The sequence below is a fragment of the Parvibaculum sp. MBR-TMA-1.3b-4.2 genome, from assembly GCF_053628815.1.
On record NZ_JBRJHC010000001.1, the window covers coordinates 3,232,047 to 3,256,110 of the forward strand.

At 63.2% G+C, this 24,064-nt stretch carries 20 protein-coding genes and 1 tRNA gene; 10 read left to right on the top strand and 11 right to left on the bottom strand.

What is annotated here, in order from left to right; all coding sequences use genetic code 11:
- Positions 1 to 22: 22 nt before the first annotated feature.
- Positions 23 to 1,183, bottom strand: coding sequence for a glutamine-hydrolyzing carbamoyl-phosphate synthase small subunit (carA, locus tag ACSSVQ_RS15515; RefSeq protein ID WP_454184247.1), 1,161 nt, complete (start codon positions 1,181 to 1,183; stop codon positions 23 to 25).
- A 485-nt stretch (positions 1,184 to 1,668) separates the two neighbouring features.
- Between carA and ACSSVQ_RS15520 the strand changes: the two genes are divergently transcribed.
- The 4 genes from ACSSVQ_RS15520 to ACSSVQ_RS15535 all read left to right on the top strand — a co-directional run bounded on the left by ACSSVQ_RS15520 (position 1,669) and on the right by ACSSVQ_RS15535 (position 7,082).
- Positions 1,669 to 2,133 carry a GatB/YqeY domain-containing protein gene (locus ACSSVQ_RS15520; RefSeq protein ID WP_454184248.1) on the top strand — a complete coding sequence of 155 codons (465 nt, stop codon included), beginning with the start codon at positions 1,669 to 1,671 and terminating at the stop codon, positions 2,131 to 2,133.
- A gap of 103 nt (positions 2,134 to 2,236) precedes the next feature.
- A complete protein-coding gene (dnaG, locus tag ACSSVQ_RS15525) occupies positions 2,237 to 4,177 on the top strand; it encodes a DNA primase (RefSeq protein ID WP_454184249.1) in 1,941 nt (646 codons plus the stop codon).
- Between the two features lie 238 nt (positions 4,178 to 4,415).
- Complete coding sequence (gene rpoD, locus ACSSVQ_RS15530; protein ID WP_454184250.1) at positions 4,416 to 6,407, top strand: RNA polymerase sigma factor RpoD; 1,992 nt, start codon at positions 4,416 to 4,418, stop codon at positions 6,405 to 6,407.
- A 339-nt stretch (positions 6,408 to 6,746) separates the two neighbouring features.
- Positions 6,747 to 7,082 (top strand): hypothetical protein, encoded by a 336-nt coding sequence (locus ACSSVQ_RS15535; RefSeq protein WP_454184251.1) that lies wholly within the window; start codon positions 6,747 to 6,749, stop codon positions 7,080 to 7,082.
- 75 nt (positions 7,083 to 7,157) lie between these two features.
- Here the strand turns inward: ACSSVQ_RS15535 and ACSSVQ_RS15540 are convergent, their stop codons facing one another.
- Together ACSSVQ_RS15540 and ACSSVQ_RS15545 are read right to left on the bottom strand one after the other, a co-directional pair.
- On the bottom strand, positions 7,158 to 7,436 hold the full coding sequence (locus tag ACSSVQ_RS15540; protein ID WP_454184252.1) for a hypothetical protein: 279 nt from the start codon (positions 7,434 to 7,436) through the stop codon (positions 7,158 to 7,160).
- A gap of 334 nt (positions 7,437 to 7,770) precedes the next feature.
- Positions 7,771 to 10,656, bottom strand: coding sequence for an autotransporter outer membrane beta-barrel domain-containing protein (locus tag ACSSVQ_RS15545; RefSeq protein WP_454184253.1), 2,886 nt, complete (start codon positions 10,654 to 10,656; stop codon positions 7,771 to 7,773).
- 428 nt (positions 10,657 to 11,084) lie between these two features.
- Here ACSSVQ_RS15545 and panD point away from each other — a divergent pair, with 428 nt between their 5' ends.
- The gene (panD, locus tag ACSSVQ_RS15550) at positions 11,085 to 11,447 is read left to right on the top strand and encodes an aspartate 1-decarboxylase (protein WP_454184254.1); all 363 of its coding nucleotides are present in this window, start codon (positions 11,085 to 11,087) and stop codon (positions 11,445 to 11,447) included.
- Positions 11,448 to 11,552: 105 nt separating this feature from the next.
- On the opposite strand, the gene ACSSVQ_RS15555 is transcribed toward panD, so the two are convergent.
- The 3 genes from ACSSVQ_RS15555 to ACSSVQ_RS15565 all read right to left on the bottom strand — a co-directional run bounded on the left by ACSSVQ_RS15555 (position 11,553) and on the right by ACSSVQ_RS15565 (position 14,479).
- Complete coding sequence (locus tag ACSSVQ_RS15555) at positions 11,553 to 12,605, bottom strand: methyltransferase domain-containing protein (RefSeq protein WP_454184255.1); 1,053 nt, start codon at positions 12,603 to 12,605, stop codon at positions 11,553 to 11,555.
- Positions 12,606 to 12,745: 140 nt separating this feature from the next.
- Positions 12,746 to 13,489 (bottom strand): SIMPL domain-containing protein, encoded by a 744-nt coding sequence (locus ACSSVQ_RS15560; RefSeq protein WP_454184256.1) that lies wholly within the window; start codon positions 13,487 to 13,489, stop codon positions 12,746 to 12,748.
- Between the two features lie 81 nt (positions 13,490 to 13,570).
- Positions 13,571 to 14,479: a LysR family transcriptional regulator gene (locus ACSSVQ_RS15565; protein ID WP_454184257.1), complete on the bottom strand. Its 909-nt coding sequence runs from the start codon at positions 14,477 to 14,479 to the stop codon at positions 13,571 to 13,573.
- Positions 14,480 to 14,585: 106 nt separating this feature from the next.
- Between ACSSVQ_RS15565 and ACSSVQ_RS15570 the strand changes: the two genes are divergently transcribed.
- The 3 genes from ACSSVQ_RS15570 to ACSSVQ_RS15580 all read left to right on the top strand — a co-directional run bounded on the left by ACSSVQ_RS15570 (position 14,586) and on the right by ACSSVQ_RS15580 (position 16,414).
- A complete protein-coding gene (locus ACSSVQ_RS15570) occupies positions 14,586 to 15,824 on the top strand; it encodes a YbfB/YjiJ family MFS transporter (RefSeq protein ID WP_454184258.1) in 1,239 nt (412 codons plus the stop codon).
- A tRNA-Ile gene (locus ACSSVQ_RS15575) sits at positions 15,815 to 15,891 on the top strand. The genes ACSSVQ_RS15570 and ACSSVQ_RS15575 overlap by 10 nt, the downstream gene beginning before the upstream one ends.
- 55 nt (positions 15,892 to 15,946) lie before the next feature.
- Positions 15,947 to 16,414: a CPCC family cysteine-rich protein gene (locus tag ACSSVQ_RS15580; protein WP_454184259.1), complete on the top strand. Its 468-nt coding sequence runs from the start codon at positions 15,947 to 15,949 to the stop codon at positions 16,412 to 16,414.
- Between the two features lie 79 nt (positions 16,415 to 16,493).
- On the opposite strand, the gene ACSSVQ_RS15585 is transcribed toward ACSSVQ_RS15580, so the two are convergent.
- Complete coding sequence (locus ACSSVQ_RS15585; protein ID WP_454184260.1) at positions 16,494 to 17,531, bottom strand: autotransporter outer membrane beta-barrel domain-containing protein; 1,038 nt, start codon at positions 17,529 to 17,531, stop codon at positions 16,494 to 16,496.
- 209 nt (positions 17,532 to 17,740) lie between these two features.
- Here ACSSVQ_RS15585 and ACSSVQ_RS15590 point away from each other — a divergent pair, with 209 nt between their 5' ends.
- Positions 17,741 to 18,514: an MBL fold metallo-hydrolase gene (locus ACSSVQ_RS15590; protein ID WP_454184261.1), complete on the top strand. Its 774-nt coding sequence runs from the start codon at positions 17,741 to 17,743 to the stop codon at positions 18,512 to 18,514.
- A 79-nt stretch (positions 18,515 to 18,593) separates the two neighbouring features.
- Complete coding sequence (locus ACSSVQ_RS15595) at positions 18,594 to 19,619, top strand: TIGR00341 family protein (protein ID WP_454184262.1); 1,026 nt, start codon at positions 18,594 to 18,596, stop codon at positions 19,617 to 19,619.
- Positions 19,620 to 19,739: 120 nt separating this feature from the next.
- Here the strand turns inward: ACSSVQ_RS15595 and ACSSVQ_RS15600 are convergent, their stop codons facing one another.
- The 4 genes from ACSSVQ_RS15600 to ACSSVQ_RS15615 all read right to left on the bottom strand — a co-directional run bounded on the left by ACSSVQ_RS15600 (position 19,740) and on the right by ACSSVQ_RS15615 (position 24,028).
- Positions 19,740 to 20,591: an ABC transporter permease subunit gene (locus ACSSVQ_RS15600; protein WP_293324989.1), complete on the bottom strand. Its 852-nt coding sequence runs from the start codon at positions 20,589 to 20,591 to the stop codon at positions 19,740 to 19,742.
- Positions 20,592 to 20,595: 4 nt separating this feature from the next.
- Positions 20,596 to 21,495 (bottom strand): ABC transporter permease subunit, encoded by a 900-nt coding sequence (locus ACSSVQ_RS15605; protein WP_454184709.1) that lies wholly within the window; start codon positions 21,493 to 21,495, stop codon positions 20,596 to 20,598.
- 170 nt (positions 21,496 to 21,665) lie between these two features.
- A complete protein-coding gene (locus tag ACSSVQ_RS15610; RefSeq protein ID WP_454184263.1) occupies positions 21,666 to 22,781 on the bottom strand; it encodes a polyamine ABC transporter substrate-binding protein in 1,116 nt (371 codons plus the stop codon).
- Positions 22,782 to 23,032: 251 nt separating this feature from the next.
- Positions 23,033 to 24,028, bottom strand: coding sequence for a DUF481 domain-containing protein (locus tag ACSSVQ_RS15615; protein ID WP_454184264.1), 996 nt, complete (start codon positions 24,026 to 24,028; stop codon positions 23,033 to 23,035).
- Between the last annotated feature and the right edge of the window lie 36 nt (positions 24,029 to 24,064).

Sequence of the window (24,064 nt, forward strand, 5' to 3'; positions counted from 1 at the left end):
GCGCTTTTTTTTGCATGGGACCTTACTTCGCCTCCTCGATGAGCTTCACGAAGCGTTCGAAGAGGTAGTGACTATCCATCGGGCCGGGAGAGGCCTCGGGGTGGTACTGGACGGAGAAGACGGGCTTGCCGCTAAGGCGCAGTCCGCAATTCGTGCCGTCGAAAAGGCTCTTGTGGGTTTCTTCCACGCCGTCGGGGAGCGTTGCCGCATCCACCGCGAAGCCGTGGTTCATGGAGGTGATTTCCACCTTGTCGGTGGTGAAGTCCTTCACCGGGTGGTTCGCGCCGTGATGGCCCTGATGCATCTTCACGGTCTTCGCGCCGAGCGCGAGGCCGAGCATCTGGTGGCCGAGGCAGATGCCGAAAAGGGGCTTGCCGCTTTCGACGAGCTTTTTGATTTCCGGCACCGCATATTCGCCGGTCGCGGCCGGGTCGCCCGGACCGTTCGACAGGAACACGCCGTCCGGGTTCATGGCGAGTACGTCTTCGGCCTTGGTCGAAGCCGGGACCACCGTCACGCGGCAACCTGCATTCACCAGGCAGCGCAGGATGTTGCGCTTGGCGCCGAAATCGATGGCGACGACATGGTGGGGCGCGTCGGGCCGGTTGCTGAAGCCCTCATCCCATTTCCACAGATCCTGGTCCCAGTCGTAACGCTGGCCGCAGGTGACTTCTTTCGCCAGGTCCATGCCGACAAGGCCCGGCCATTCATTCGCTTTCGCCTGCAGGGCGGGAATGTCGAAATTGCCCGCCGGGTCATGCGCGATGATGCCGTCGATGAAGCCCTTTTCGCGGATGCGCCGCGTCAGCGCGCGCGTATCGACGCCCGAAAGCCCGACGATCCCGCGCGCTTTCAGCCAGGCATCCAGATGCTGGGCCGCGCGGTAGTTCGACGGGGTGGTGATGTCGGCGCGGATGACGGCGCCGCGCACGCCGGAAGAGGCGGCGAGGTTGGAGGTTTCGATATCCTCGTCATTCGTGCCCACATTGCCGATATGCGGGAAGGTGAAGGTGATGATCTGCCCCACATAAGAGGGGTCGGTCAGGATTTCCTGATAGCCCGTCATCGCCGTGTTGAAGCAGACCTCGCCGACCGCTTCGCCGATAGCGCCGATACCTCGCCCTTTGAGGACGGTGCCGTCTTTCAGGACGAGAAGCGCGGTGGGCGTTTCGCTGGCGGTCATGCGTGTCATTTCCATTCGCTTTGGCGGTCGCGGAGCCGGGACATCGTCGCACATGCGCGCGGAGACTCCTCCCCGGAACTCCGGCTCGCATCTGGCGAGCGCCGTTCCGTGGCGGCTGTCGTCGACACCAACATGGCAGGTCTCCCGGGAGAGGAATTCCGCATGGGCCTGACGTCCGTCGCCGGTCCGATGCACCCGAAAGTGGTCAGGGGCGCGCCGGGGCGGCAGACTCGCGGAGATTCCGTCAAATCGCGCGGACACTAAGCGAAGCCTCGAAAAGCGTCAAGCTGGCTTTCGCTTATTTTTTGTGAGTAATTTCAGCTAGTTAGCTCTTTTCTGTCGGGGCGGTAATCTGTTTGCGGTTACCGGGCCTTTGCTTTAGCGTGTGCCGCCTTTCCGGGGCGTGGCCAAGGGCCCCCCGAAAGAGGCGAAAGAACGACGTCGCAAACTAGTGTTTCTTCATCAGTGTCATTCGGAGACGGGTCATGGGCCAAACCTTGCGCGAACGCATCAAGCAGGGCTTGAACGAGGCAACCAAGAGCCAGGACAAGACGCGCACGGGCACGCTGCGTCTCATCGTGGCTGCCATCAAGGACCGGGATATTGCCGGACGGACCGACGGGCGCGACGGCGGCGTGGGCGAGGCGGAGATCATGGAAGTGCTCTCCAAGATGATCAAACAGCGCCGCGAATCCGCCGAAACCTATGAGCAGGCGGGCCGGATGGAACTGGCCGCGCAGGAGCGCGACGAAATCGCCGTCATCGAGGAATTCCTGCCCAAGCAGATGGACGAGGCCGAAATCCAGTCCGCCGTGGACAGCGTGGTCTCCGAACTCGGCGCCGAAGGCCTCAAGGATATGGGCCGCGTCATGGGCGAGCTGAAAGGCCGCTATGCGGGCCAGATGGATTTCTCCAAGGCCGGCCCCCTGGTGAAGGCCCGGCTGGGGTAATCAGTCATTACTGACTGACTATCGCCCTGTGCGGTGGCAGAATAGAGGGCTCAGCCGGGTTTGAGGCCCGGTCTCCCGAAACTGAGCCGATTGCACCAGCATCATGAGCTTCCCGAAGCATTTCCTCGACGAGTTGAAGGCGCGCATCCGCGTCTCCGAAGTCGTGGGCCGCAAGGTGAAGCTCACCCGCCGGGGCCGGGAATTCGTCGGGCTCTCGCCCTTTACCAATGAGAAGTCGCCGAGCTTCACGGTGAATGACGACAAGCAGTTCTATCACTGCTTCTCCAGCGGCGAGCATGGCGACGTCATCAAGTTTCTCGAAAAGACCGAGAACCTCTCCTTCATGGAGGCGGTGGAGCGGCTGGCGGGCGAGGCGGGCATGGAAGTGCCCAAGCAGGACCCCCGCGCCGCCGAGCGCGAACGGAAATCCGCCTCCCTCATCGACGTGATGGAGATGGCGCAGGGCTTTTTCCGCCGCAAGCTGAAAGAGGGCGCGGGCGCGGAAGCGATGGCTTACCTCAAGCGCCGCGGCATGAAGGACGAGATCATTGAGCGCTTCGGCATGGGCTATGCGCCGGGCGACGATCGCGGCGACCGCCATCAGCTCATGAATTATCTCAAGGGCAAGGGTGTCGAGATCGGCCAGATGATCGAGGCCGGGCTCATCATCGGCGGCGAGGACATCAAGGAGCCTTACGACCGCTTCCGCAATCGCGTCATGTTTCCCATCGCGGACGGGCGGGGCCGGGTGATCGCCTTTGGCGGCCGCGCGCTGTCGCCCGACGCCAAGGCGAAATATCTGAACTCGCCGGAGACGCCGCTCTTTCACAAGGGCCACGTCCTCTACAATCTCGATAAGGCCCGCAAGCCCGCCTATGACAAGGCGACGGTGCTGGCCGTCGAGGGCTATATGGATGTGATCGGTCTGGCGCAGGGCGGCTTCGATTATGCGGTCGCGCCGCTCGGCACGGCGCTTACCGAAGACCAGATCGCGCTTTTGTGGCGGCTCGCGCCCGAGCCCATTCTCTGTTTCGATGGCGACAAGGCGGGGCTCCGCGCCGCCTTCAAGGCGGTGGAGCGCTCGCTGCCGCTGCTGAAGCCCGGCCACTCGCTGCGCTTTGCGCTGCTGCCCGAAGGCAAGGACCCCGACGACCTCGTGCGCGAGGAGGGGCCGGAGGCGATGCAGAAGGTGCTGGATGAGGCAAAGCCGCTGGCCGACATGCTCTGGGAAAAGGAAGTCTCGGCGGGCGAATGGACGACGCCGGAGCGCCGGGCCAAGCTCGAAGCCGATATCGAGGCGGCGGTGAACGCCATCGCCGACCCGAAAGTGCGCTCCTATTACGGACAGGATCTGCGTGCGCGGCTCAACAAGCTGTTCGGCGTTCAGGAGCGCCGGGGCGGGGCGCGGCAAGGTGGCTACGGGGGTGGGGGGTATCGCAACCGTAATCAGGCGCCCTGGCGCGGTGGGCGGCCCGGCGGGGGCGGCGGCGTGTTCCGGCGGGACAATTTCATTCCGCCGGCCTCGCCCCAATTGAAGCAATCTGTGCTCGGCAAAGGCAGCGGCAATGGCGAGGGGCGCGAGGTCCTGCTGGTCTGGACCATGGCCAATCACCCCGACCTGCTGGACGAATATTGCGAAGTTTTCTCCGGCTTGCCGCTCGCAAGCGCCGAACTTGACAGATTACGCAATGAAATCATAGATATAGCCGCCCTTCATGCGCCTCTTGAAAGGGACGGGCTGAAAAACCACTTAGAAGACAGGAACTTGGGTGACTTGTTCCGCCGTCTTGAGGGCCGCGCGAAGAAGATTGGCGCGCGGTTTGCAGGCCCCGAGGCCATGACGGACGAGGCCGAAAGAGGGTTTGTGCACCTCATCCGGCGCCATGAGCGGGCCGTGAATCTGGAGGCGGAACTGAAAGCCGCCGAGCGCGCTCTGGCCGAGGAAATGACGGAGGCCAACTGGGCAAGGCTCAGGGAGATACACCTGCAGCTTGAAAGGTCCGACATGACCGACGGTCTGGATGGGACGAACAGTACTGATTGAGGCAGGACGGATTAAGGGGAACGCTCTGAAAGGTGTGGGCCGGCAAGGCCCGGGGGATGCCGGACAGGGATATCGAGAGAGACGAGTTTGACGACTGGCCGTCCGGCGCCCCTGAAGGCCGCTGACGGGCATAATCCTTTTCACCCGTCTTGATTGTCGAGCGGGTCGAACGAATTGAACAGGCGTGAGATGCGCGCGGGCAGGCGGCGCATTATCGGGTCAGGCGGAGAGCGATTGAATGGCAAGCAAATCGGCGGAACAGGAAGCACCGGAAGCAGCGGAAAACCAGGACGGTCCGTTGCTGGATATGTCCGATGCGGCGGTCAAGAAGATGATCAAGGCCGCCAAGTCCCGCGGTTTCGTGACCTATGACGAGTTGAACACGGTTCTCCCGTCGGAAGAATTTTCCTCCGAGCAGATCGAAGACACGCTCGCCATGCTTTCGGAGATGGGCATTACCGTCGTCGAGAACGACGAGAATGACGACAATGCCGAAGAGGGCGACAAGGCCCGCGCCGCCGCCAATGATGATGACGACGATGACGATGAGGCGGAGGAAAGCACCACCACCTCCTCGACGCGCGCCGTCACCACGACCACCACGACATCTTCCTCGCTCGACCGTACCGACGATCCGGTGCGCATGTATCTGCGCGAGATGGGCTCTGTGGAGCTGCTGTCGCGCGAAGGCGAAATCGCCATCGCCAAGCGCATCGAGGCCGGCCGCGAGACCATGATCGCCGGGCTTTGCGAAAGCCCGCTGACCTTCCAGGCCATCATCATCTGGCGCGACGAGCTGAACGAGGGAAAGATCCTCCTTCGCGACATCATCGACCTCGACGCGACCTATGCCGGTCCCGACGCCAAGAAGGTCGACCATTCCCAGGCTGCGCTGGCAGGCGAAGCCCCGCCGCGCGAAGAGCCGGAAGAAGAAGAGGTCGATGACGAGGATGCGGAGAGCAACATGTCTCTCGCCGCGATGGAAGCGGAGCTGAAGCCGCAGGTCCTCGAAATCTTCGACAAGATTGCCGGCGACTATAAAAAGCTGCGCAAGCTGCAGGACCAGAAGGTCGAGTTCCAGCTCAAGGGCGAGGAGCTCTCTTCCCAGCAGGAGAAGCGCTACCAGAAGCTGACGGAAGATGTGATCGACGAGGTGAAGAGCCTCTCGCTCAACAACAACCGTATCGAAAGCCTGGTCGAGCAGCTCTATTCGATCAACAAGCGCCTGATGGGCCTCGAAGGCCGCCTGCTGCGCACCGCCGAAAGCCACGGCATTCCGCGCGAGGAATTCCTCAAGCAGTATTTCGGCAATGAACTCGACCCGAACTGGATCCGCCGCGTCAGCCGCCTGAAGGGCAAGGGCTGGACGAGCTTCACCAAGGACGACCGCGACCAGATCAAGGATCTGCGCGAGGAAATCCAGACGCTCGCCTCCGAGACCGGCCTCGACATTCAGGAATATCGCCGCATCGTCGCCATGGTGCAGAAGGGCGAGCGCGAGGCGCGCATCGCCAAGAAGGAGATGGTGGAAGCCAACCTCCGTCTCGTGATTTCCATCGCGAAGAAATACACCAATCGCGGCCTGCAGTTCCTCGACCTCATTCAGGAAGGCAATATCGGCCTGATGAAGGCGGTGGATAAGTTCGAATATCGCCGCGGCTACAAGTTCTCCACCTATGCGACATGGTGGATCCGCCAGGCGATCACGCGTTCGATCGCCGACCAGGCGCGTACCATCCGTATTCCGGTGCACATGATCGAGACGATCAACAAGCTGGTGCGCACTTCGCGTCAGATGCTGCACGAGATCGGCCGCGAGCCGACGCCGGAAGAGCTTGCCGAGAAGCTTGGCATGCCGCTGGAAAAAGTGCGCAAGGTGCTGAAGATCGCGAAAGAGCCGATCTCCCTCGAAACGCCCATCGGCGACGAGGAAGACAGCCATCTGGGCGACTTCATCGAAGACAAGAACGCCGTGCTCCCCATCGACGCGGCGATCCAGTCGAACCTGCGCGAAACCACGACCCGCGTCCTCGCCTCGCTCACCCCGCGTGAGGAACGCGTGCTGCGCATGCGCTTCGGCATCGGCATGAACACCGACCACACGCTGGAAGAGGTCGGCCAGCAGTTCTCCGTGACGCGCGAACGTATCCGCCAGATCGAGGCCAAGGCGCTCCGCAAACTCAAGCACCCGAGCCGCTCGCGGAAACTGCGCAGCTTCCTCGACAACTAAGCCTGTCATTGCCGGGCGAAGACCCGGCAATCCAGCGCAACAAACAACAAAGCCCGGATCGAAAGATCCGGGCTTTTGTTTTTCCCTTAAGTGTCATCCCGGCGAAAGCCGGGACCCATTGGCGCGTGCGGCGAGGTGCGCAAAAGGGGAGAACCTCGGCGGCAGCCCAACCCCCAAATGTCACCTCGGGCTTGTCCCGGGGCCCAGGGGCGTAACCCGCGGCACCTGCCGCTCCGGACCCCGGGACGTAGCCTGGGGTAACGTGTTTTGGGAGAAAGCCTTTCGCACGTAGCAGCAAAGCTTCATTCTGAGGGTCCCGTTCTCCACCTACACGATGCAATGACCAACGAAACGACAAGAAAAGTAGAAGAGATTGTTGCCGGCTTCATTCGGGAGAGCGGGGCTTATGGAGACTGGACTGATTTCCGGGGGATTTTGGTCTGCTTGAGGCATGAGTTTCCGGGTACCGATGACGACGAGCTGAACTGGATGAGCTTCTTGGTCGTGCGGCAATTGCAGGAAGCAGGCTTCACTTTCGCCAGCTGCGAAGGGGGAGAGTATGCGCCTTGGCAGGATCAGAGCGGCGAAGCCGTCGCCGCTCGCATCCGGCGTGAGTGGGATGCGTTGGGCCGTCAGCCGGAAATAGGCGATATCTGCTGGTTCAGGCGGAGATGAGTGAGGACATCCCCCAAAACAAAAAGGCCGGGCAAAACCCGGCCTTTCCCCATTCGTGGCGCAGGCGTGACGCCTTTACGCTCCGGTGTCTTCCGTTTCCACTTCCGCTTCGGGCTCGGCCTTCGCCTTGGCGCTTTTGCGCTTCGGCTTTTCCGGCGCGGCGGCCTTGGCGGCGGCTTCGGCGGCTTCCTTTTCCAGACGCAGCGCCTTCAGGCGCTCGGTCTTGGCGGAGCGGGTCTTGTTTTCGTCGGCAATGATGCCGCGCACCGTTTCGGTGATCTGGTCGGCCTTGCTGGCGCGGCCGGCGGGGGAGGTGGTTTTAAAGAAACCGGTCTTCTCGTCGATTTTTGCCATGGGAAACCTCCTTCAGGCGTGGTGCGAGCGGGCGTAATGCGGGCAGGCATGTCGGGTATCGGGCGGGGCGGGAGAGTGGTTGCCGCGCCGGGAAGTCGACGCCCATGGGCCCGCGTCGCTGCTGCGGGGGCGTCCCAAACGAAAAAAGGCCGGGAAAACCCGGCCTTCCCACTCACCCCGTCGGCGGTGCCAGTACATCCGTGGTCACCGCTCCCGGGATGAGACCACCGCGCCAAGACCTCCGAAGAAGCCGCGCGGCGTGTTCAACAGTGTGTATATGGGGTGCCGAAGGCGGGATTCAAGACCCCGCCTTCGGGCATAATGGAGGTCTCCCTCAGAACGCCATCACCAGCCTTGCCTTGACCGTGTTGTCGTTCGCGTTGTCGCTGAACTGGCCGTCATAGGACAGGCCCAGGCTCGTGGAGGCGGACAGCGCGACGCCGAGATCGGCGCCGAGTACCGCCGCGTCGCGCGCGATCGGCGTGCCGGAGACGGTGAAGGGCGTGCCGCCGCTGAAGGAGGCGGTGGTGTCCGGCGTCAGCTTGCCGAAGCCGTGCCGCCAGCCCGCCGTGCCGGTGAGCCTGACAGGCATGTCGGCCAGCGCGAAGCCGGTCGAGAGGCGCCCGCCGAGCGTTGTCGAGCCCATGGTCGTGGTGTCGCTGTTCACCGTCAGCGCGCCCGCGCCGCCCGTTTCGGTGTAGCCGTCGGTGCTGATCGACATGATGGCGGCGTCCAGGAAGGGCTCGTATGTCACCGCGCCCGCGGAGAGCGGATAGCTGGCCTCGCCGAAGAGCTGCGCGGTGCGCGCGTCGGTCGAGCCCGTCAGATGGTTGCTGAAGAGGCCCGCCACCACGCTGCGCGAGGTGTCGATATTGTGCCAGGTGAAGGAAGCGCCGCCGCGCAGGCCGAGGCCGGAGAGCTCCGTGCCGCTATAGACGCCGAGTTCGTAGCTGTCCACATCCGCCGAGGAGGCAATCGCGTTCTCGTCGAATTTCGAGCGCTGATAGCCCGCGAAGACGCCGATGCGCAGATTGTCCGACAGCTGCTTGTCGGCACCGGCGACGAAGCCGCCGCGCCGGCTCTTGAGCTTGGAGGCATTGCCGTCGCCGTTCGTATGGCCCCAGGCGCCGAAGGTCTGCGCCCAGACGGCGGTGGTCTGGCCGGAGAAGGGGAAGGCGGAGGAGCCGTCGCCCGCATCGGCGACCACTTTCGGCGTGGGGCCTGCGCCCTGCCAGCCGAAGACCTTGCGGATATGCGAAAGCACATTGTCGCTGACGAAGTGGCTGCCGCCGAGCAGGCCGGAGATCACGCTCGCATTGATTTCGCCGGAGAGATAGTTGAAGGCCGCGCCGGCATTTTCCGGGGTGAGGCCGAGGATCGCGTCATGGATCGGGCTGCCGCTCCCGAGGCTGTCCAGACCGTTCGCCGCCGCCTGTGCGTTGGGCGTGGTGGCCAGCGCGCTGAAGGCCGTCGCATTGCGTGTGAGGGTGAGCTGGACGTTGGCCGGGTTGTAGGTGAGTTCCGGCGTGACGAAGGCGTAATAGTCGTAAGACGCGGTGTCGAACGTGCCGCTTACCGTGCCGCCCGAGGTGATGATGGTGTAGGTTTTCGTCGGCAGGAAATAGCCGTTTGTCAGCACCACATCGCCGCCATTGATGACCACATTGCCGGCCGCTGCCAGCGTGTCGGTGGTCGCCCCGTCGCTTGCGGCTTCGATGTTGAAGGTCGAGCCGCCGTTGAAGGTGAAGTTGCCGCCGACATTCAGCGTGCCGACACTCTGGCCCGGCGAGAGGATGCCGCTGTCGACCACATTGCCGCCGATCGTGCCCGTACCGGCGAGCGTCGCGCCGGACAGCAGATTGAGTGTGGAGGTGCCGTCGCCCAGCGTGCCGTTGACGATCAGCGTGCCGCCCTCGACGTCGGTCGTGCCGGTGAAGCCCGTGCTTGCGCCCGTCAGGATCGTCGTGCCCGCCACCTGGTCGATAGACCCGGTGCCGGTGAAGACGGACGAGAAGGAGAGGTCGTCGCTCGTATGGTTGAAGACGACCGTGCCGGTGCCGTCGCCGAAGACGATGGCCGGCGCGGTGATGATGCCCGCTTTTGCCGCGGCATTGCCTTTTTTGGCGCCGATGGAGAGCGTGCCCGTGCTGCCCGCCCAGGTTGCGATGCGCAGCTCGTTATCGACTTTGAGTTCCGCGCCGTCGGTCACCAGCACATTGGAGTCGCCTGCATAGGAGACATAGAAGTTGCCGAGTGCGCCGACGGAGGGCGTCGCGACCGCGTGGAACAATGTGCCCGCGCCCGTCAGGGTCATGGTGCCGGTCGAGCCGGTGTCCAGGCCGGTGATGCCGGTGGCGGTATTGATCACGGCGCCGTCCGACACGGTGAGCTCGCCCGTCCCCCCGGTACCCGACCCGCCGCCGATATAGACGCGTACGATCGAGTTCCAGACCGTGCCCTGTCCCGTCACCGTCATGTCGACCTGGTCGGCCGGGTCGTTGCCGAGATAGGCGCCGTCGGTATTCAGCGTCGCGCCGTCGGAGAGCAGCAGGGTGCCGCCGCCGGCGGAGATCCAGGCGCCGTTTTCCGGATCGCCCGGATTGCTGAGCGTGACCTCGGTGTCCGTGCCGGTAATGGTCACATCGGAGCCGCCGGACATATAGAGGCCGATGTTCAGCAGGTTGGCGATGGCGCCATCGGAAATGGTGAGCTTGTCGGTTGCGGTGTTGTCGTTCCCTATATTCACGCCTGCCGTATTCGTCCAGCTCGAGCCTGGGCCCGTCACCGTCAGCGAACTGCTTTGGGCGTTCATGTAGAGATTCGTCGTTTGCAGCGTACCGCCGGAGGTGACGTTGATCGCGCCCGCGCCCGTATCGCCGACATAGGTGTAGCCGTTATCGGTATAGGTCGCGCCCGTGCCCGTTACGTTGATCGTGCCGGTTGTCGTCGGGGCGTTGCCCAGGCTCGTGCCCACCGCGCCGGTCGAGCCGGTGGTCAGCGTGTTGCCTGCATTGACGTTGATCGTGCCGGTCTCGCCCGCCGCATTGCCCGCATTGACCCGGTCGTAGGTTTCGTCGCCGCTGACCGTGTAGGTCTGTCCGGGCGTGCCGCTCACGTCGAGATTGGCCGCTATCGCGGTTGCCGAAGCGGAGAGCAGAAGGCTGCTTGTCCATGCGGCGATGGAAAGCGTGCGGATGGTTGCGGAATGTCTGGCAGTCACGATGTCCCCCTTATGCGGCGAGGACAACGCCTCGCTCATTTATTTGCTGTCAGCGATTCGGCCGGTTGTTGCGAAGGGCATGCCTACGAGCTGCTCGTTCGCGTTCCGGAAAGGAATGGCTGCCGCTGGGGCGGGGCCGTCGGCACCGGGGGAATCGATATTTGGCGATAATTCTGCGAGTCATAGAATTCGTCAAACGAATATTGTTTCGAAAAGAACCTACATTTGAGAAGCGTTATCAATCTCCAAAACGATTGTGATTTGTGCATGTTTTCGTATAGGGGTTTTTACTTATAAGGGGCAGGGAAAGTCACGGAAATCCTCGGGAAAACCGGCCCGGCAGCGGCTCGGATGGCGCATGGACTTCTCACCCCTCATCGGCTAAAACGCGCGGCCATATTGGTCCGTTCGGGAGGGAGTTGGCCCCCATGATCCTCACCATGCTCAAGGCGAAGCTGCATCGCGCCACGGTTACGCAGTGCGACCTTCACTATGTCGGTTCCATTTCCATCGACAAGGATCTGCTGGCTGCCAGCGGCATTCTGCCGAACGAGCAGGTGGATGTGCTGAACATCACCAATGGCGAGCGGCTGACCACCTATGCGATCGAGGCACCCGCGGGCTCCGGCATGATCGGCCTCAACGGCGCCGCCGCGCACAAGGCCGATGTCGGCGACCTGGTGATCATCGTGTCCTATGCGCAGATGTCGGATGAGGAAGCGAAAAGCTGGGAGCCCAGTGTGATCCAGCTCGGCGAGGGCAATCGCATTCTGGAGACGGCCGAGGCGTGAGGCTGACCTGAACCGTCATTGCGAGCGTAAGCGACGCAATCCAGAGGCCGCACACTCAGGACTGGATTGCTTCGTCGCTTTGCTCCTCGCAATGACGCCGCGGACTTAGCAACAAGCTCCCGAGGTTTTCCCGTCCGCCGCGCCGCCCGTGAACGGGATATTCGTGCCGCAGCCGGGGAAGATGCCGTAATGCGTGCCGAAATCCCCGATGAACTCGAAATGCGGCGCGAAGCGGCTCTCCTTCAGCATACGGAAGGTGTTGCCGCAGACCGGGAAGACGCGGCCCTTTTCGATCACGTGATGATTGTCGAGTGTGAAGCGGTGTTCGGCGTGGCGGACGCCGCCCTTGTAGATCACCGCCTGGCCGTAATCCTCGCATGAGCCTTCCAGCCCTTCGATCTTGAACAGGCGATAGGTCGCGGAGTGGAATGACGCCCCGCCGAGCTTTTCCGCAATCGCCGGGTCGCCGATGGCAAGCGGCCGGTCCGTGACGAGGCGCGGATCGGCAAAGCCCGCCTGTTTGGTGAGTGTGAGGAAGTCGTTCCAGTAGAGCGCCCCCGCGAGGCATTCGCCCAGCAGCACCGGGTCGTCGCGGAGACGCGCGTCGAGCCGGCGGTCGGCATAGACGTCCGAGAAATAGATCTCGCCGCCGGGCTTCAGCAGGCGGTAGGCGCCTTTCAGCACCGCCTCTTTGTCGGGCGAGAGATTGATGACGCAGTTCGAGACGATGATGTCGAGCGAGCCGGGCGCGATGTCGAGTGCGTCCAGCCCTTCGATATAGCCGTCGAGGAAGCGTGTGTTCGGCGCATCGTAGCCGAAGCGCGCCGCATGCCATTGCTCATGTTCGCGGGCGAGGCCGATCTGTTCCGCCGTCATGTCCACGCCGGTTACCGATCCAGTCGGCCCGACGAGCTTTGCCAGCGCGAAGACGTCGCGCCCCGTGCCGCAGCCGAGATCGAGCACATGCGCGCCTTCGAGCTTTTCCGGCACGACGAGGCCGCAGCCGTAATAGCGCGCCGTCACGTCGGGGTGGATTTCGCTCAGCACGGTGCGGATATGGGGCGGGATCGCGTCGAGATCGCAGCAGGCATCCGTCTTGAGGTCGTCGGACCCCTTGAGCGTCCGCCCGTAATATTCCTTCACCATCTCGATCGACATGCCACGACTCCGCAAAAGAAAACCGGCCCCATGTTGAAACGGGGCCGGTCATCCGTCCAATCACGCCTGCGTGTGCAGGGTCAGATTTTGTTTGTCGCGTTTTCGCCGGAAAACCGGCGTCCACTTTTCCGGAAAACGCTCTAGTCGATTTCTATCGTCATCGAGACATTGGCCGACACCGTCTGTTCGCCCGCGGCGACCGGCACGGAGGAAGCGCGCGCTTCCATCATGCTGGCCTTCATATAGACGGGCGAGGGCATGGAGCTGCCGCTTTCCTGAATGGTGAGGATGCGGCCCACCGACACGCCGGAGGCGCCCGCCAGGAGCTTCGCCTTGTGCAGCGCGTCCTTCACCGCGGCCTTGCGGGCTTCGTCCTCGAGCTTTGCTGTATCGTCGATGGAAAAGCGGATGCCGTTCATCTGGTTCGAGCCCAGAGAGACGGTCTTGTCGAGAATGTCGCCCAGTTTCGTCAGGTCGCGGACGATCACGGCGAGCTGGTTCGTCACCCGGTAGCCAACGACTTTCGGCGCGTTGTCGGTGGTCTTGTCGTTGCGATAGACGGGATAGATGGAGAATTGCGAGGTCTGCAAATCCTTCTTCTCGATCCCCATTTCCTTCAGCCCGTCCAGCACCTGCTGCATGGCTTGCGTATTGGCGTCCAGCGCCGCGCGGGCCGTATCGGCCTCGCTCGTCACGCCGGTCTGGATAGAGGCCATGTCGGGTTCGGCCTGCACCTCGCCATGGCCCGTCACGGAGATGGTGCGCGGCGTTGCGTCGGCATCGTCGGCGGCCTGCGCGGCGAGCGGAAAGAGGGACGCGGCGGCCAGTACCGCGGCGAGGAAAAGAGGGTGGAAGCCTGTGGAACGATTGCCATGGGCGGCCATGACGTCTCCTTGTCGTTGATGTCTTCTAAGTACCCTTGAGGGTAACGCTCTCTCCCAATCGGGGCAAAATTGCGGCGGGGTTCACGCTGCCGGGCGTCTTTTGCCCTTGCGCCGGGGCGGCGGCGTTGCGTCCGCCGCCATTTCCCGCGTCAGGGTCAGCAGCTCGCGCATGGAGCGGGTTTCGGGCATGTCGCGCCGCCGGATGAAGAAAGTCGGCACGCGCGCATAGCGGGGGCCGAGCGGCGTGATCCTTATGCCGGTCGCATAGATGGAGGCGCGCGCCGCCGCTTCCGGTACCAGGCTCCGGCCGAGACCCGCCGCCACGCAGCCCATGATCGCGTCGAGCGATCCGAACTCCATGATCTCCGGCGGTTCGCCCGCCTCCTCGCGCATCCATTGTTCCGCCATCTGACGATAGGAACAGCCATGCCCGAAGACGAGCAGGGTGTTGTTTTGCCGGTCGGGATTTTGCGGTTCGACGATCACCATGGTTTCGTCGAAGGCGGCGACGGCCTCGATCTCCTCGGGCCAGCGCGCCGCCTCATGTGCGCTGGAGACGAAGGCGCCGTCGATCCGCCGGTCCGTCACCGCGTCGAGAAGCGAGAGCGAGTTGCCCGTCATCAGCGACAGGGCGAGGCCCGGCAGCTTTTCCTTCAGCCGCGCGATGAGGCCCGGCACGCGGATCGCCGCCGCCGTTTCCATCGCACCGAGCCTGAGCGGCGCGTTGAGGCCGTCGGCCTCCTGCACGGCATGGCGGGCGCGTCTCAGCAGATCGTCATTCTGGTCGGCGAAAGGCAGCAGCGCTTCGCCCGCCCGCGTCAGCCGCATGCCCCGGCTGTGGCGGAAGAAGAGCGGCGTCTCCAGCCGCGCCTCCATCTGGCGGATGCGCGCCGTCACATTGGAGGGCACGCAGTTCAGCTCCGCCGCCGCGCCTGCAATGCTGCCCGTCGTCGCCACGGCCCGGAAGAAGCGAAGGTCTGTACTGTCCATGAGGTCAATTTATTAGAATGCTTTAATCAAAACAATTCAATTTTAATGATGTGTCCCGTCACCTATCTCTCCCCCATCATGACGGAAGCGAGCGGGAGCGGATGAGATGAGCCGGATCGACGCCGCCGAAAGGCGGGAACGCAGCCATTGGCACGACCTTGCAGGCGCGGCGCTGCTGCTTGCCGTGGCCATGGGGATCGGGCGCTTCGCCTTCACGCCCATCCTGCCGGATATGACGGCGGCGGGCGTCCTCTATACCGGCTCGGCGGGCCTCGTCGCCGCGGCCAATTTCGTCGGCTATCTCGTCGGCGCGCTCACCACCGGCCCGGTAGAGCGGCGCTTTGGCGCGGGGCCCGTGCTGGCGTTTTCCGTCGCGCTGACGGCGATCCTCTGCCTTGCGATGGGCTGGCCGCAGGCGCCGCTGTCATGGTGGCTGGCGGTGCGCTTTCTCGCCGGCGTTGCCAGCGGCTGGCTCCTCGTCACCATCTCCGCCATGCTTTTCGAGCGGCTGGCCGAGCGCGAGGTGAGCCATCTTGCCGGGCTCGCCTTTGGCGGCGTGGGGCTCGGTATGATGTTGTCTGCGATCTATGTGCGCGAGGCCGGGCCAGGTGGGATAGGGCAGGGATTTATAGGGCAGGGCTGGGCCGCCGAGTGGATCGGCATGGGTGTCCTCGCCGCCATTCTCTCCCTGCCGGGCCTCCTGCTGCTGGGCCGTGTGAAGCCCTTTCCGCCGCGCGGGGCGCATCCGCAGGGCGACACGCATGAGACCGGCCGCACGGGCTTCCGGCTGCTTGCCGCCGCCTATTTTCTGGAAGGGCTCGGCTATATCGTCACCGGCACCTTCATGGTCGCGGTCTTCCGGGCGAGCCCTGCGCTGTCGGTTTACGCCGACAATATCTGGCTTATCGCCGGCGCGGCGGCGGTGCCGTCCTGCCTCGTCTGGACGCTTTTGGCCGCACGGGTGGGGTTCGCCCGCGCGCTCGCCGCGGCGCTTCTTCTGCAATCCGTCGGCATCGTGCTCCCCGTCGTGACAGGCAACGGCATCGCAGCCATCGCCTCTGCCATTCTTTTCGGAGGCACTTTCATGGGTATTGCCACGCTTGCCGTCGGCTTCGGGCGTCAGCTCGCGCCGCATGACGCCGCGCGCGCCATCGGCACGCTGACCGCGCTTTTCGGTGTGGGCCAGATCATCGGCCCGCTGGCGGGCAGCTGGCTGGCGCAGATGAGCGGCGGTTTCGCCTGGCCGCTCATGGCCGCGTCCGGCGCGGTCGCGCTTGGTGCGCTCCTGCTTCTGCCTCTTTGCGAATTCTGCTATATGCAGAATCGCGAAGGAGGGGGCCTGTAGCTCAGTTGGTTAGAGCGAACCGCTCATAACGGTTTGGTCGCAGGTTCGAGTCCTGCCGGGCCCACCACCCTTCGCTCTCACCCTTCGTCTTGGCGGGTTTCGTGAGGGAGCGAGGTACTCGAATGGACGAGAAACAGGCCCGACGCTGGTTCGAGCGCTACACGGACTCCATAGAGGCAGGTGTGATAAAGCCGGCCATACCCGGACATCTCTACCGCTGTCCGTGCTGCGGCTATCCCACGTTGGAAGAACGCGGCGGCTACGACATCTGCGGTCTCTGCAATTGGGAAGATGACGGGCAGGACGATCCTCACGCCGATGAAGTGTGGGGCGGGCCGAACGGGGGTTATTCGCTTACCGAAGCACGCGCCAATTTTCGGCGCTATCTCATCATGTACGATCCGTCCAAGCCGTCGAAGCGTGTCGGCGGCAACAATAACACACCTGCTGAACACGAGTTGAAGCAGGCCATTGTTCAGGCATTCGATGCTATGGCCGATGAGAAGGATCAGGACCGGATAGATGCCCTTGGGCTGGTCGTCCGGGAGAATTTCCGTTTGTTAGACAAAATATTGTCAGACAGGATTTAGTTGCTGCCCGGGAAATCGGGATATTGCAAAGGCTGCCCCGTGTGAAACGGGACAGCCTTCCTGGTTTTCCGATTAGTCCTCAGAACTTCAGCGAAACCGTCGCCGAGATCCCATAGGCCTTGTAGTTGTCGCGGAAGGCCTCGGTGGTGGCTTCCAGGCGGAAATCCATATTGCCGCCGATGGAGCCGTCCACGCCTGCGCCGAAGGTGGCGCCGAAATCGTCGCGCGAGACGGTGGCGCCGCTGGTCAGCACCACATCCGAGCTTTTGTTCACGTCGAATTCCGCGCGCGCCGAGAGATAGGGCGTCACATGGCCGAAGCTTGTCGGGATTTCATAGCCCGCCTTGCCGCCGACGCGGATCTGGCCGAGATGCCGCTTCGATTCCGCCACGGTCAGCGCGCCGATGCCGCTTTCGGTATAGGCGTCCTGCGTTTCCGAGACATAGAGATAGCCCAGCGTTTCCGACAGGCGCCACGCCTCGACATTCTGTTCGGCGACGAGGTTCGCCGCGCCGAACCAGCGCTTGCCGTTCGTGCTGCCGGTCGCGCTTACCGTGTGGGTGACGTCGTAATCCGCCCAGCTATGGCCGACCGTCGCGTTGAAGCTCAGCATGTCGTCGATGCGATAGGAGAGATAGGGCGCGATGCTCCACACATTCCCCTTCAGCGTGCCGCTATTGTATTTCGTGTCGATGCGGATGCGCTCATAGGCGCCGGCAAGGCCGAGCGTCAGCTTGTCCGTCAGGTCGATATCGTAGCCGAGCACGGCATTGTAGATATCGCCGTCGTAATTCGCGCCCGCATGGCTGTCGTCGACATGCATCGCACCGGCGTTGAACCAGAGCGTTCCCGCCGCCGCCGCGCCGTCGCCCGCCGCGACGCCCGTCGTTCCGGCGGCGCTGGTCTGCGTGCCCGTGCCGCCCGTGCCGCCTGTCAGATGGTCGGCGATAAAGCCGGCGGTCTGTCCGGCGGCGGCGAGGCCGGCGCCGTCCTGGACGACGGAGCTGGAGCTGTCTGTTTCGATTCTCGACCTTGCATCGGCTGCGGCCGGGAAGCCGGTCACAAGCAATCCCAGCGCGGCGATCAGCGTGCCGCGCGTCGCATTCGCATATTTCATTGTTCGGTCGTCCCCCAAAAACTTCGAAAGCGTTCCTGCGCTCGGGCTGGAATCGCCATAATGAACCACATTAACATGCTTCCCCCGGCCCGGTAATTTCTTTGGTGCCGGGAAACAGCGGTTTCAGCCGTGGTCGCCCTTGCCGCGCGGTTGATGGGCCGTGCGGCAGGGCTCATCATGTCGCTTCACACGCGTACCGGAGTTTGCCGATGACGAGCTTGCCCATTGCCGACCGCTGGTTCGAGATGAAGCGCATCGGCGACGACATCACGCTGTTGTGGGAGCCGCATGTCGTGCCGCTCATGCGCTGCAATATCTGGCATGTGCGGGGCCGCGACCGCGATCTGATGATCGACACCGGCATGGGGGTCGCCAGCCTCAGGGAAGCGGCGGTCAATCTGCTCGATAAAAAGATCACCGCCGTTGCGACCCACACCCATATCGATCATGTCGGCGGGCATCACGAGTTCGACGACAATCTGGTGCATGAGCTGGAGGCGGACGATCTCCGCGCGCCGCGCGATCGCGGTACGCTGCGTCTGGCGGACATGAATCCCGCCTATGTCGAAAGCCTGCGCCGCGCGGGCTACGAGCTCGACAGCGATCTCATCACGGCGCTGCCCTATGAAGGCTATGACATCGACGCCTATGAGCTGAAGGGCGCCGTCGTCACGGAAATCGTCACCGAGGGCGATATCGTCGATCTCGGCGACCGGCATTTCGAGGTGCTGCATCTGCCGGGCCATTCGCCGGGCAGTATCGGGTTGTGGGAAGAGGCGACGGGCACGCTCTTTTCTGGTGACGCTATTTACGACGGGCCGCTGCTCGACGAGATCGAGGGCGCCGATATCGAGGTCTATGTCCGCACCATGAAGCGCCTGCGGGAGTTGCCTGTGCGGGTCGTCCATGCGGGCCATGATCCGAGCTTCGGCCGCGAGCGGCTTGTCGAGCTGGCCGACGCCTATCTGGCCCGCCGGGGGTGACAATCCGTTTTTCCATGATGCGGCAAGGCCGTTCGCCCGCTAGGCTCTTCTTCCATTTCATCTGGGGAGACGGCTTTCCATGACGCTTCGTGTGGTCGAGGTAACGGCGCCCGAGGGCTATGCCGACACGCTGAAGGCGTTGGCCGAGCAGCAGGAGGCCGACGACGTATTCGTCGGTCTGGACGGAAGCGTGGAGGAAAAGCGCTGCTTCGTGCGCATCGTGTGCGAGACGAAGAAGGTGCAGGGGTTCACCGATGCCGTGCAGCAGGCCGTGGGGCGGGGCGAGGACTGGCGCGCCGTCGTCCTGCCGGTGGAAGCAATGGTGCCCAAGCCTGAGCGCGAGGCGGCGGAGCGGCGCAGCGCCTTTGCGGGCAGCACCGCCAGCCGCGAGGAAATCTACGATGAGGTGGCGCGCGGCGCGGAGCCCGATTCCTCGTTTTTCATCCTTGTCATCCTGTCGGCCATCGTGGCCGGCATCGGGCTGCTCGACGACAATCTGGCCGTCGTGATCGGCGCCATGGTCATCGCGCCGCTGCTCGGGCCTAATCTCGCCTTTGCGCTGGCGACCGCGCTGGGCGACCGCGAACTCATGATCCGCTCCATGGTGAGCAATCTGGCCGGCATTTCCGTCACGCTGATGGTGGGTGCGGCAACCGCCCTGGTGTGGACCGGCGGGTTTACCGCGCATCAGCTCGTCAGCCGTACCGTGACCGGCTATGACGCCGTGGCGCTGGCGCTGGCTTCCGGCGCGGCGGCGGTGCTGTCGCTCATCACGGGGCTGTCGAGCGCGCTGGTCGGCGTCATGGTCGCCGTGGCGCTGATGCCGCCCGCCGTGACCGCGGGGATCATGCTTGGGGCGGGCGACTGGCAGGGCGCCATCGGTGCCGCCGTGCTGCTCGGCGTCAATGTGGTCTGCGTCAATCTCGCCGCCCAGGCGGTGTTCGTCGCCAAGGGCATCAAGCCGCGCACCTGGTGGGAGCAGAAGGCCTCGCGCGCTTCCGTCATCACCAATTTCGTCATGTGGGGCGTACTGCTCGCCGCCCTCGTCGTGGCGATCTGGTGGCTCAGGCTGCCTCTCCCCGGCGTCGATGCGCCCGGGTTCTGAGGCGCGGGTTCATTACCCCAAAACTGTCATGCGCGCGAGGCGGTAGCCGACGAAGCAATCCAGCGCTTGAGCCTGCCGCCTCTGGATTGCTTCGCTTTTGCTCGCAATGACGACCCGTCTTTAGTCCGCCGCCTGGGCAAAGGCCGCACCCATGCCGCCGGGATTGTTGGCTTTCGCCGCCTGCCGGGCGAGCACGATGCCCGCCGCCGCGACGCCGATCGAGACCAGCGTGATGACGATGGTGGCAAGCGCGTTGATCTCCGGATTGAGGCCGAGGCGCACCTTGGAAAAGATCACCATGGGCAGCGTCGAGGAGGACGGGCCGCTCACGAAGCTCGCAATTACCAGGTCGTCGAAGGACATGATGAAGGACAGGAGCCAGCCCGCGATGACCGAGGGCATGATGAGCGGCAGCGTCACCGTGCGGAACACCGTGACGGGCCCCGCGCCGAGGTCGATCGCGGCTTCCTCATAGGAGCGGTCGAGGCTCGACAGGCGGGCCTGCACGATGACGGAGACATAGGCGGAGGAGAAGGTGACATGCGCGATGATGATCGTCAGCATGCCGCGCCCTTCCGGGAAGCCGATGACGGCGCTCATCGACACGAAGAGCAGCAGCAGCGACAGGCCGAGAATGACGTCGGGCATGACGAGCGGGGCGGCGATCATCCAGGTCATCATGGTGCGGCCCAGAAACTTGCCGAACCGGACCAGCGTGATGGCCGCGAGCGTTCCGATGACGATGGCGATGGTGGAGTTGATCGCCGCGATCTTCAGGCTCAGCCAGGCCGCATTGAGGATCTGGTCGTCCTGAAGCAGCGCCGCATACCATTTGGTGGAAAAGCCGGCCCAGACCGTCACGAGTTTCGACTCGTTGAAGGAATAGAGCATGAGCAGCAGCACGGGCGCATAGAGGAAGACGAAGCCCAGCAGCATCATGGTCTTGATGAAAAGAGAGTTTCCCTTGTTCATGAGCCTAGTCCTCTCTCATCTGGAAGCGCTGGAACACCATGATCGGCACGACCAGGATGAGCAGCATCACGATGGCGACGGATGAGGCGACCGGCCATGCGGTGTTCTGGAAGAATTCGTCCCACAGCACCCGGCCGATCATCAGCGTGCTCGTGCCGCCCAGCAGCGAGGGGATGACGAATTCGCCGACGGCGGGAATGAAGACGAGCAGCGATCCGGCAATGACGCCCGGGATCGAGAGCGGCACCGTCACCGTGAAGAAGGCGCGCGTCTTGGAGGCGCCGAGATCGGCGGCCGCTTCGAGGAGCGATTTGTCCATCCGTTCAAGGTTGGCGTAGAGCGGCAGCAGCATGAAGGGCAGGTAGGAATAGACGATGCCCAGATAGACCGAGAAATCATTGTGCAGCATCGGCAGCGGATCGCTGATGATGCCGGTCCAGATGAGGAAATTGTTCAGCAGTCCGTTATATTTCAGGATCCCGATCCAGCTATAGACGCGCAGCAGGAACGAGGTCCAGAAGGGCAGGATGATCAGCAACAGGAAGATGTTGCGATAGCGCGGGCTCGTGCGCGCAATGCCATAGGCCATCGGATAGGCGACCAGCAGGCAGAGAAATGTCGAGACGACCGCGATCTTGATCGAGGTCAGATAGGCGACCGTATAAAGAGAATCGGAAAGCAGGAATTCGTAGTTGGACGTGTCGATGTTGAATGTCGGCCACCAGCCGCCGCCGCTCCAGTCCAGGAAGTCGGTATAGGGCGGAATGCCGATGATCTGCGTGGCGAAGCTGATCTTCAGCACGATGACGAAGGGCACCACGAAGAACAGGAACAGCCAGGCGAAGGGAATGCCGATGACGAGTGAGCGGCCGGTTATGCCCAGCTTGCGGGCTGCAAGCGTCATGCGGCGGCCATGCAATTCGAAAAAGCGGTACAGGCGCATACCGCTTGCTTCTGGTGGTGCGTTCGTATCACTCAACGTCGGTACCCGTTTTGTTGTGGTGAAAACTCATCCCGGGAGGCTGCATATGTAAAAGGCCGGATGGGGTTCCATCCGGCCTTTCATGTTTTCGTTTACTGACCCGTGCGGATCTTGGTCCATGCGCGCGTCATCAGGCGCTGGAAGTTCGTGGGCGCTGTCCTGGCCACGAAGAGCTTCTCCTGGACCTCCTCGGTCGGATAGATCGACGGATCGTTCTTCACGTCGTCGTCGATATATTCCTTGGAGGCGGGTACGCCGTTCGCATAGGCGATGTAGTTGGAGTTCGCCGCTTCAATCTTCGGCGACAGCATGAAGTTGATGAACTTCATCGCATTCTCCGGATGCGGCGCATCCTTCGGCACGGCGAGGTTGTCGAACCAGACCAGCGTGCCTTCCTTCGGGATCACGAAATTGACCTCGACGCCGTTTTCGGCTTCGTCGGCGCGGTCGCGGGCCTGCAGGATGTCGCCCGACCAGCCCACCACGAGGCAGGCATCGCCATTGGCGAGGTCGTTGATGTATTCCGAGGAGTTGAAGGTGCGGATATAGGGGCGGATCTTCATGAACAGATCCTGCGCCTTCTGCAGGTCGGCCGCGTCATGCGAGTTCGGGTCGAGGCCCAGATAGTTGAGCGCGATCGGGATCATGTCTCCCTGCGCGTCCAGCATCTCGACGCCGCAATCCTTGAACTTGGAGACGATCTCCGGCTTGAACACCATGTCCCAGCTGTTCGTCGGCGCGTCGGGCGCGATCTCGTCGATCTTGGCCTTGTTGTAGCCGATGCCCGTCGTGCCCCACATGTAAATGGCGGCATGTTCGTTGCCGGGGTCGGCCTGCGCGACGGTCTTCATCAGACCGGGATCGAGCAGCTTGAAGTTCGGGATCTTGCTCTTGTCGAGCTTCATGTAGACGCCGCCCTTCACCTGGCGTTCCAGATAGGGGAACGCGGAGGGGACGACCACGTCGTAACCGGAATTGCCTGCGAGCAGTTTCGCTTCCAGCACGTCGTTGCTGTCATAGACGTCGTAGGTGACCTTGATACCGGTCTCGTCTTCGAATTTCTGTACCGTGTCCTCGGCGATGTAGTCGGACCAGTTGTATACGTAGAGGACATTGTCCTCGGCGTGCACGGGGCTGGTCATCAGATTTCCCGCCAAGGCGGCGGCCGCCAGCATCGGCAGCGTCTTGGTCCAGTGTCGGCCTGTCATATGGACACTCCTTCCATTTTTTTTCGAGCCTGTGGAAGCTGCCGCAAAGGCGCCCCCCTTTCGCGCCGCCATGTCGGCGGCGTGAGCAAGCATTATGAGTATGAAGGGGAATCCGTCCGTGCCAAGGGGGGAATTTGCTCCGTCAGGCAGCAATTTTTCGTTGCTGCACTGCGATAGCCTGAAAAATGGGCAGCCTGCCTTCGCTCCGCGCTTGCGGATTAGGCAGGCCCCCGTTGCGTTGCGAAGAACTCTCAGTTCAGGGAATAGACCAGCGACAGTTTGGACGTGGTGTCCAGTTCCTCGCTTCCGGCGGGCGGCGCGGAATTGTGACGGAGTTCCACCGAGGCCCGGGCCGCAAGGGCGCCGATCAGCTTGGTGGTGAGCGCCAGCGTGTCGGTGGAGATCGTCTTGTCGGTTCCCACATTGACCGCAATATCGTTGGTCAGTTTCGCATTGTCGTTCAGGTTCCAGACGAGGCCCGAGGCGATACGCGCGGTCGGTTCGGTCTCCACGCCGCCGTTCGTCAATTCGCTATAGCGATAGCCGGGACCGGCTTCGACATCGAGTTTGAAAACCTTGCCGGTATAGATGCGGTAGCCGAGACCGGCATTGCCCGCCGTCTCGTATTTGTAGCCGGAGAACTGATCGTCCGTGTAGCTCGCAAATCCGAACGCATAGAGGCGTTCGTTCAGGTCGCGCCTGACGGTGCTGTCGAGGTAGTAGCGCTGCGTGGTCTTGGTGTCGCCATCGGAGGCGTATTCCAGGCTGCCATTGGATTCGACTTCCCATTTGCCGAAGTCCCATTGCAGCGCCGTCGACAGGCTGGCCGCGGTGGAGTCGGTATTCCCCGACGTCACATTGGCGCCTGCCGCCACCTCGCCGGTGAAAATGCGGGGCTTTTCTTCCTTGGCTGCCGTTTCGGCTGCCGGTTGGGGCGCGGCGGCGAATTCGGTCTGCGGGAAAGCGGCCGAGGCGGTGGCGCGCAGAATTTTCTCATCGGCGGGGGAGGCGGCGATGGCCGCGTCCAGAATGGCGGATGCTTCGTCGGGCCGGGCGCCGATCTCGGCAATCATGCGCGAGAGCAGGGCGGCGCGGCCCTGGGCGCGGGTCTCGGCGAAGCTCGCCTGCATCTGGGGCATGGTGGCGGCCTGCGCCGTCGCGATGGCGGCGGGCGCAAAGGACGCGGCGGCCAGGGCCAGCACGGCCAGCGCTGCGTTTCGGATGTGTGAGCGGTCTGAACGGAGCATCCAGCTTCTCCCTTGGGTAGACATGGCAACAGGTGT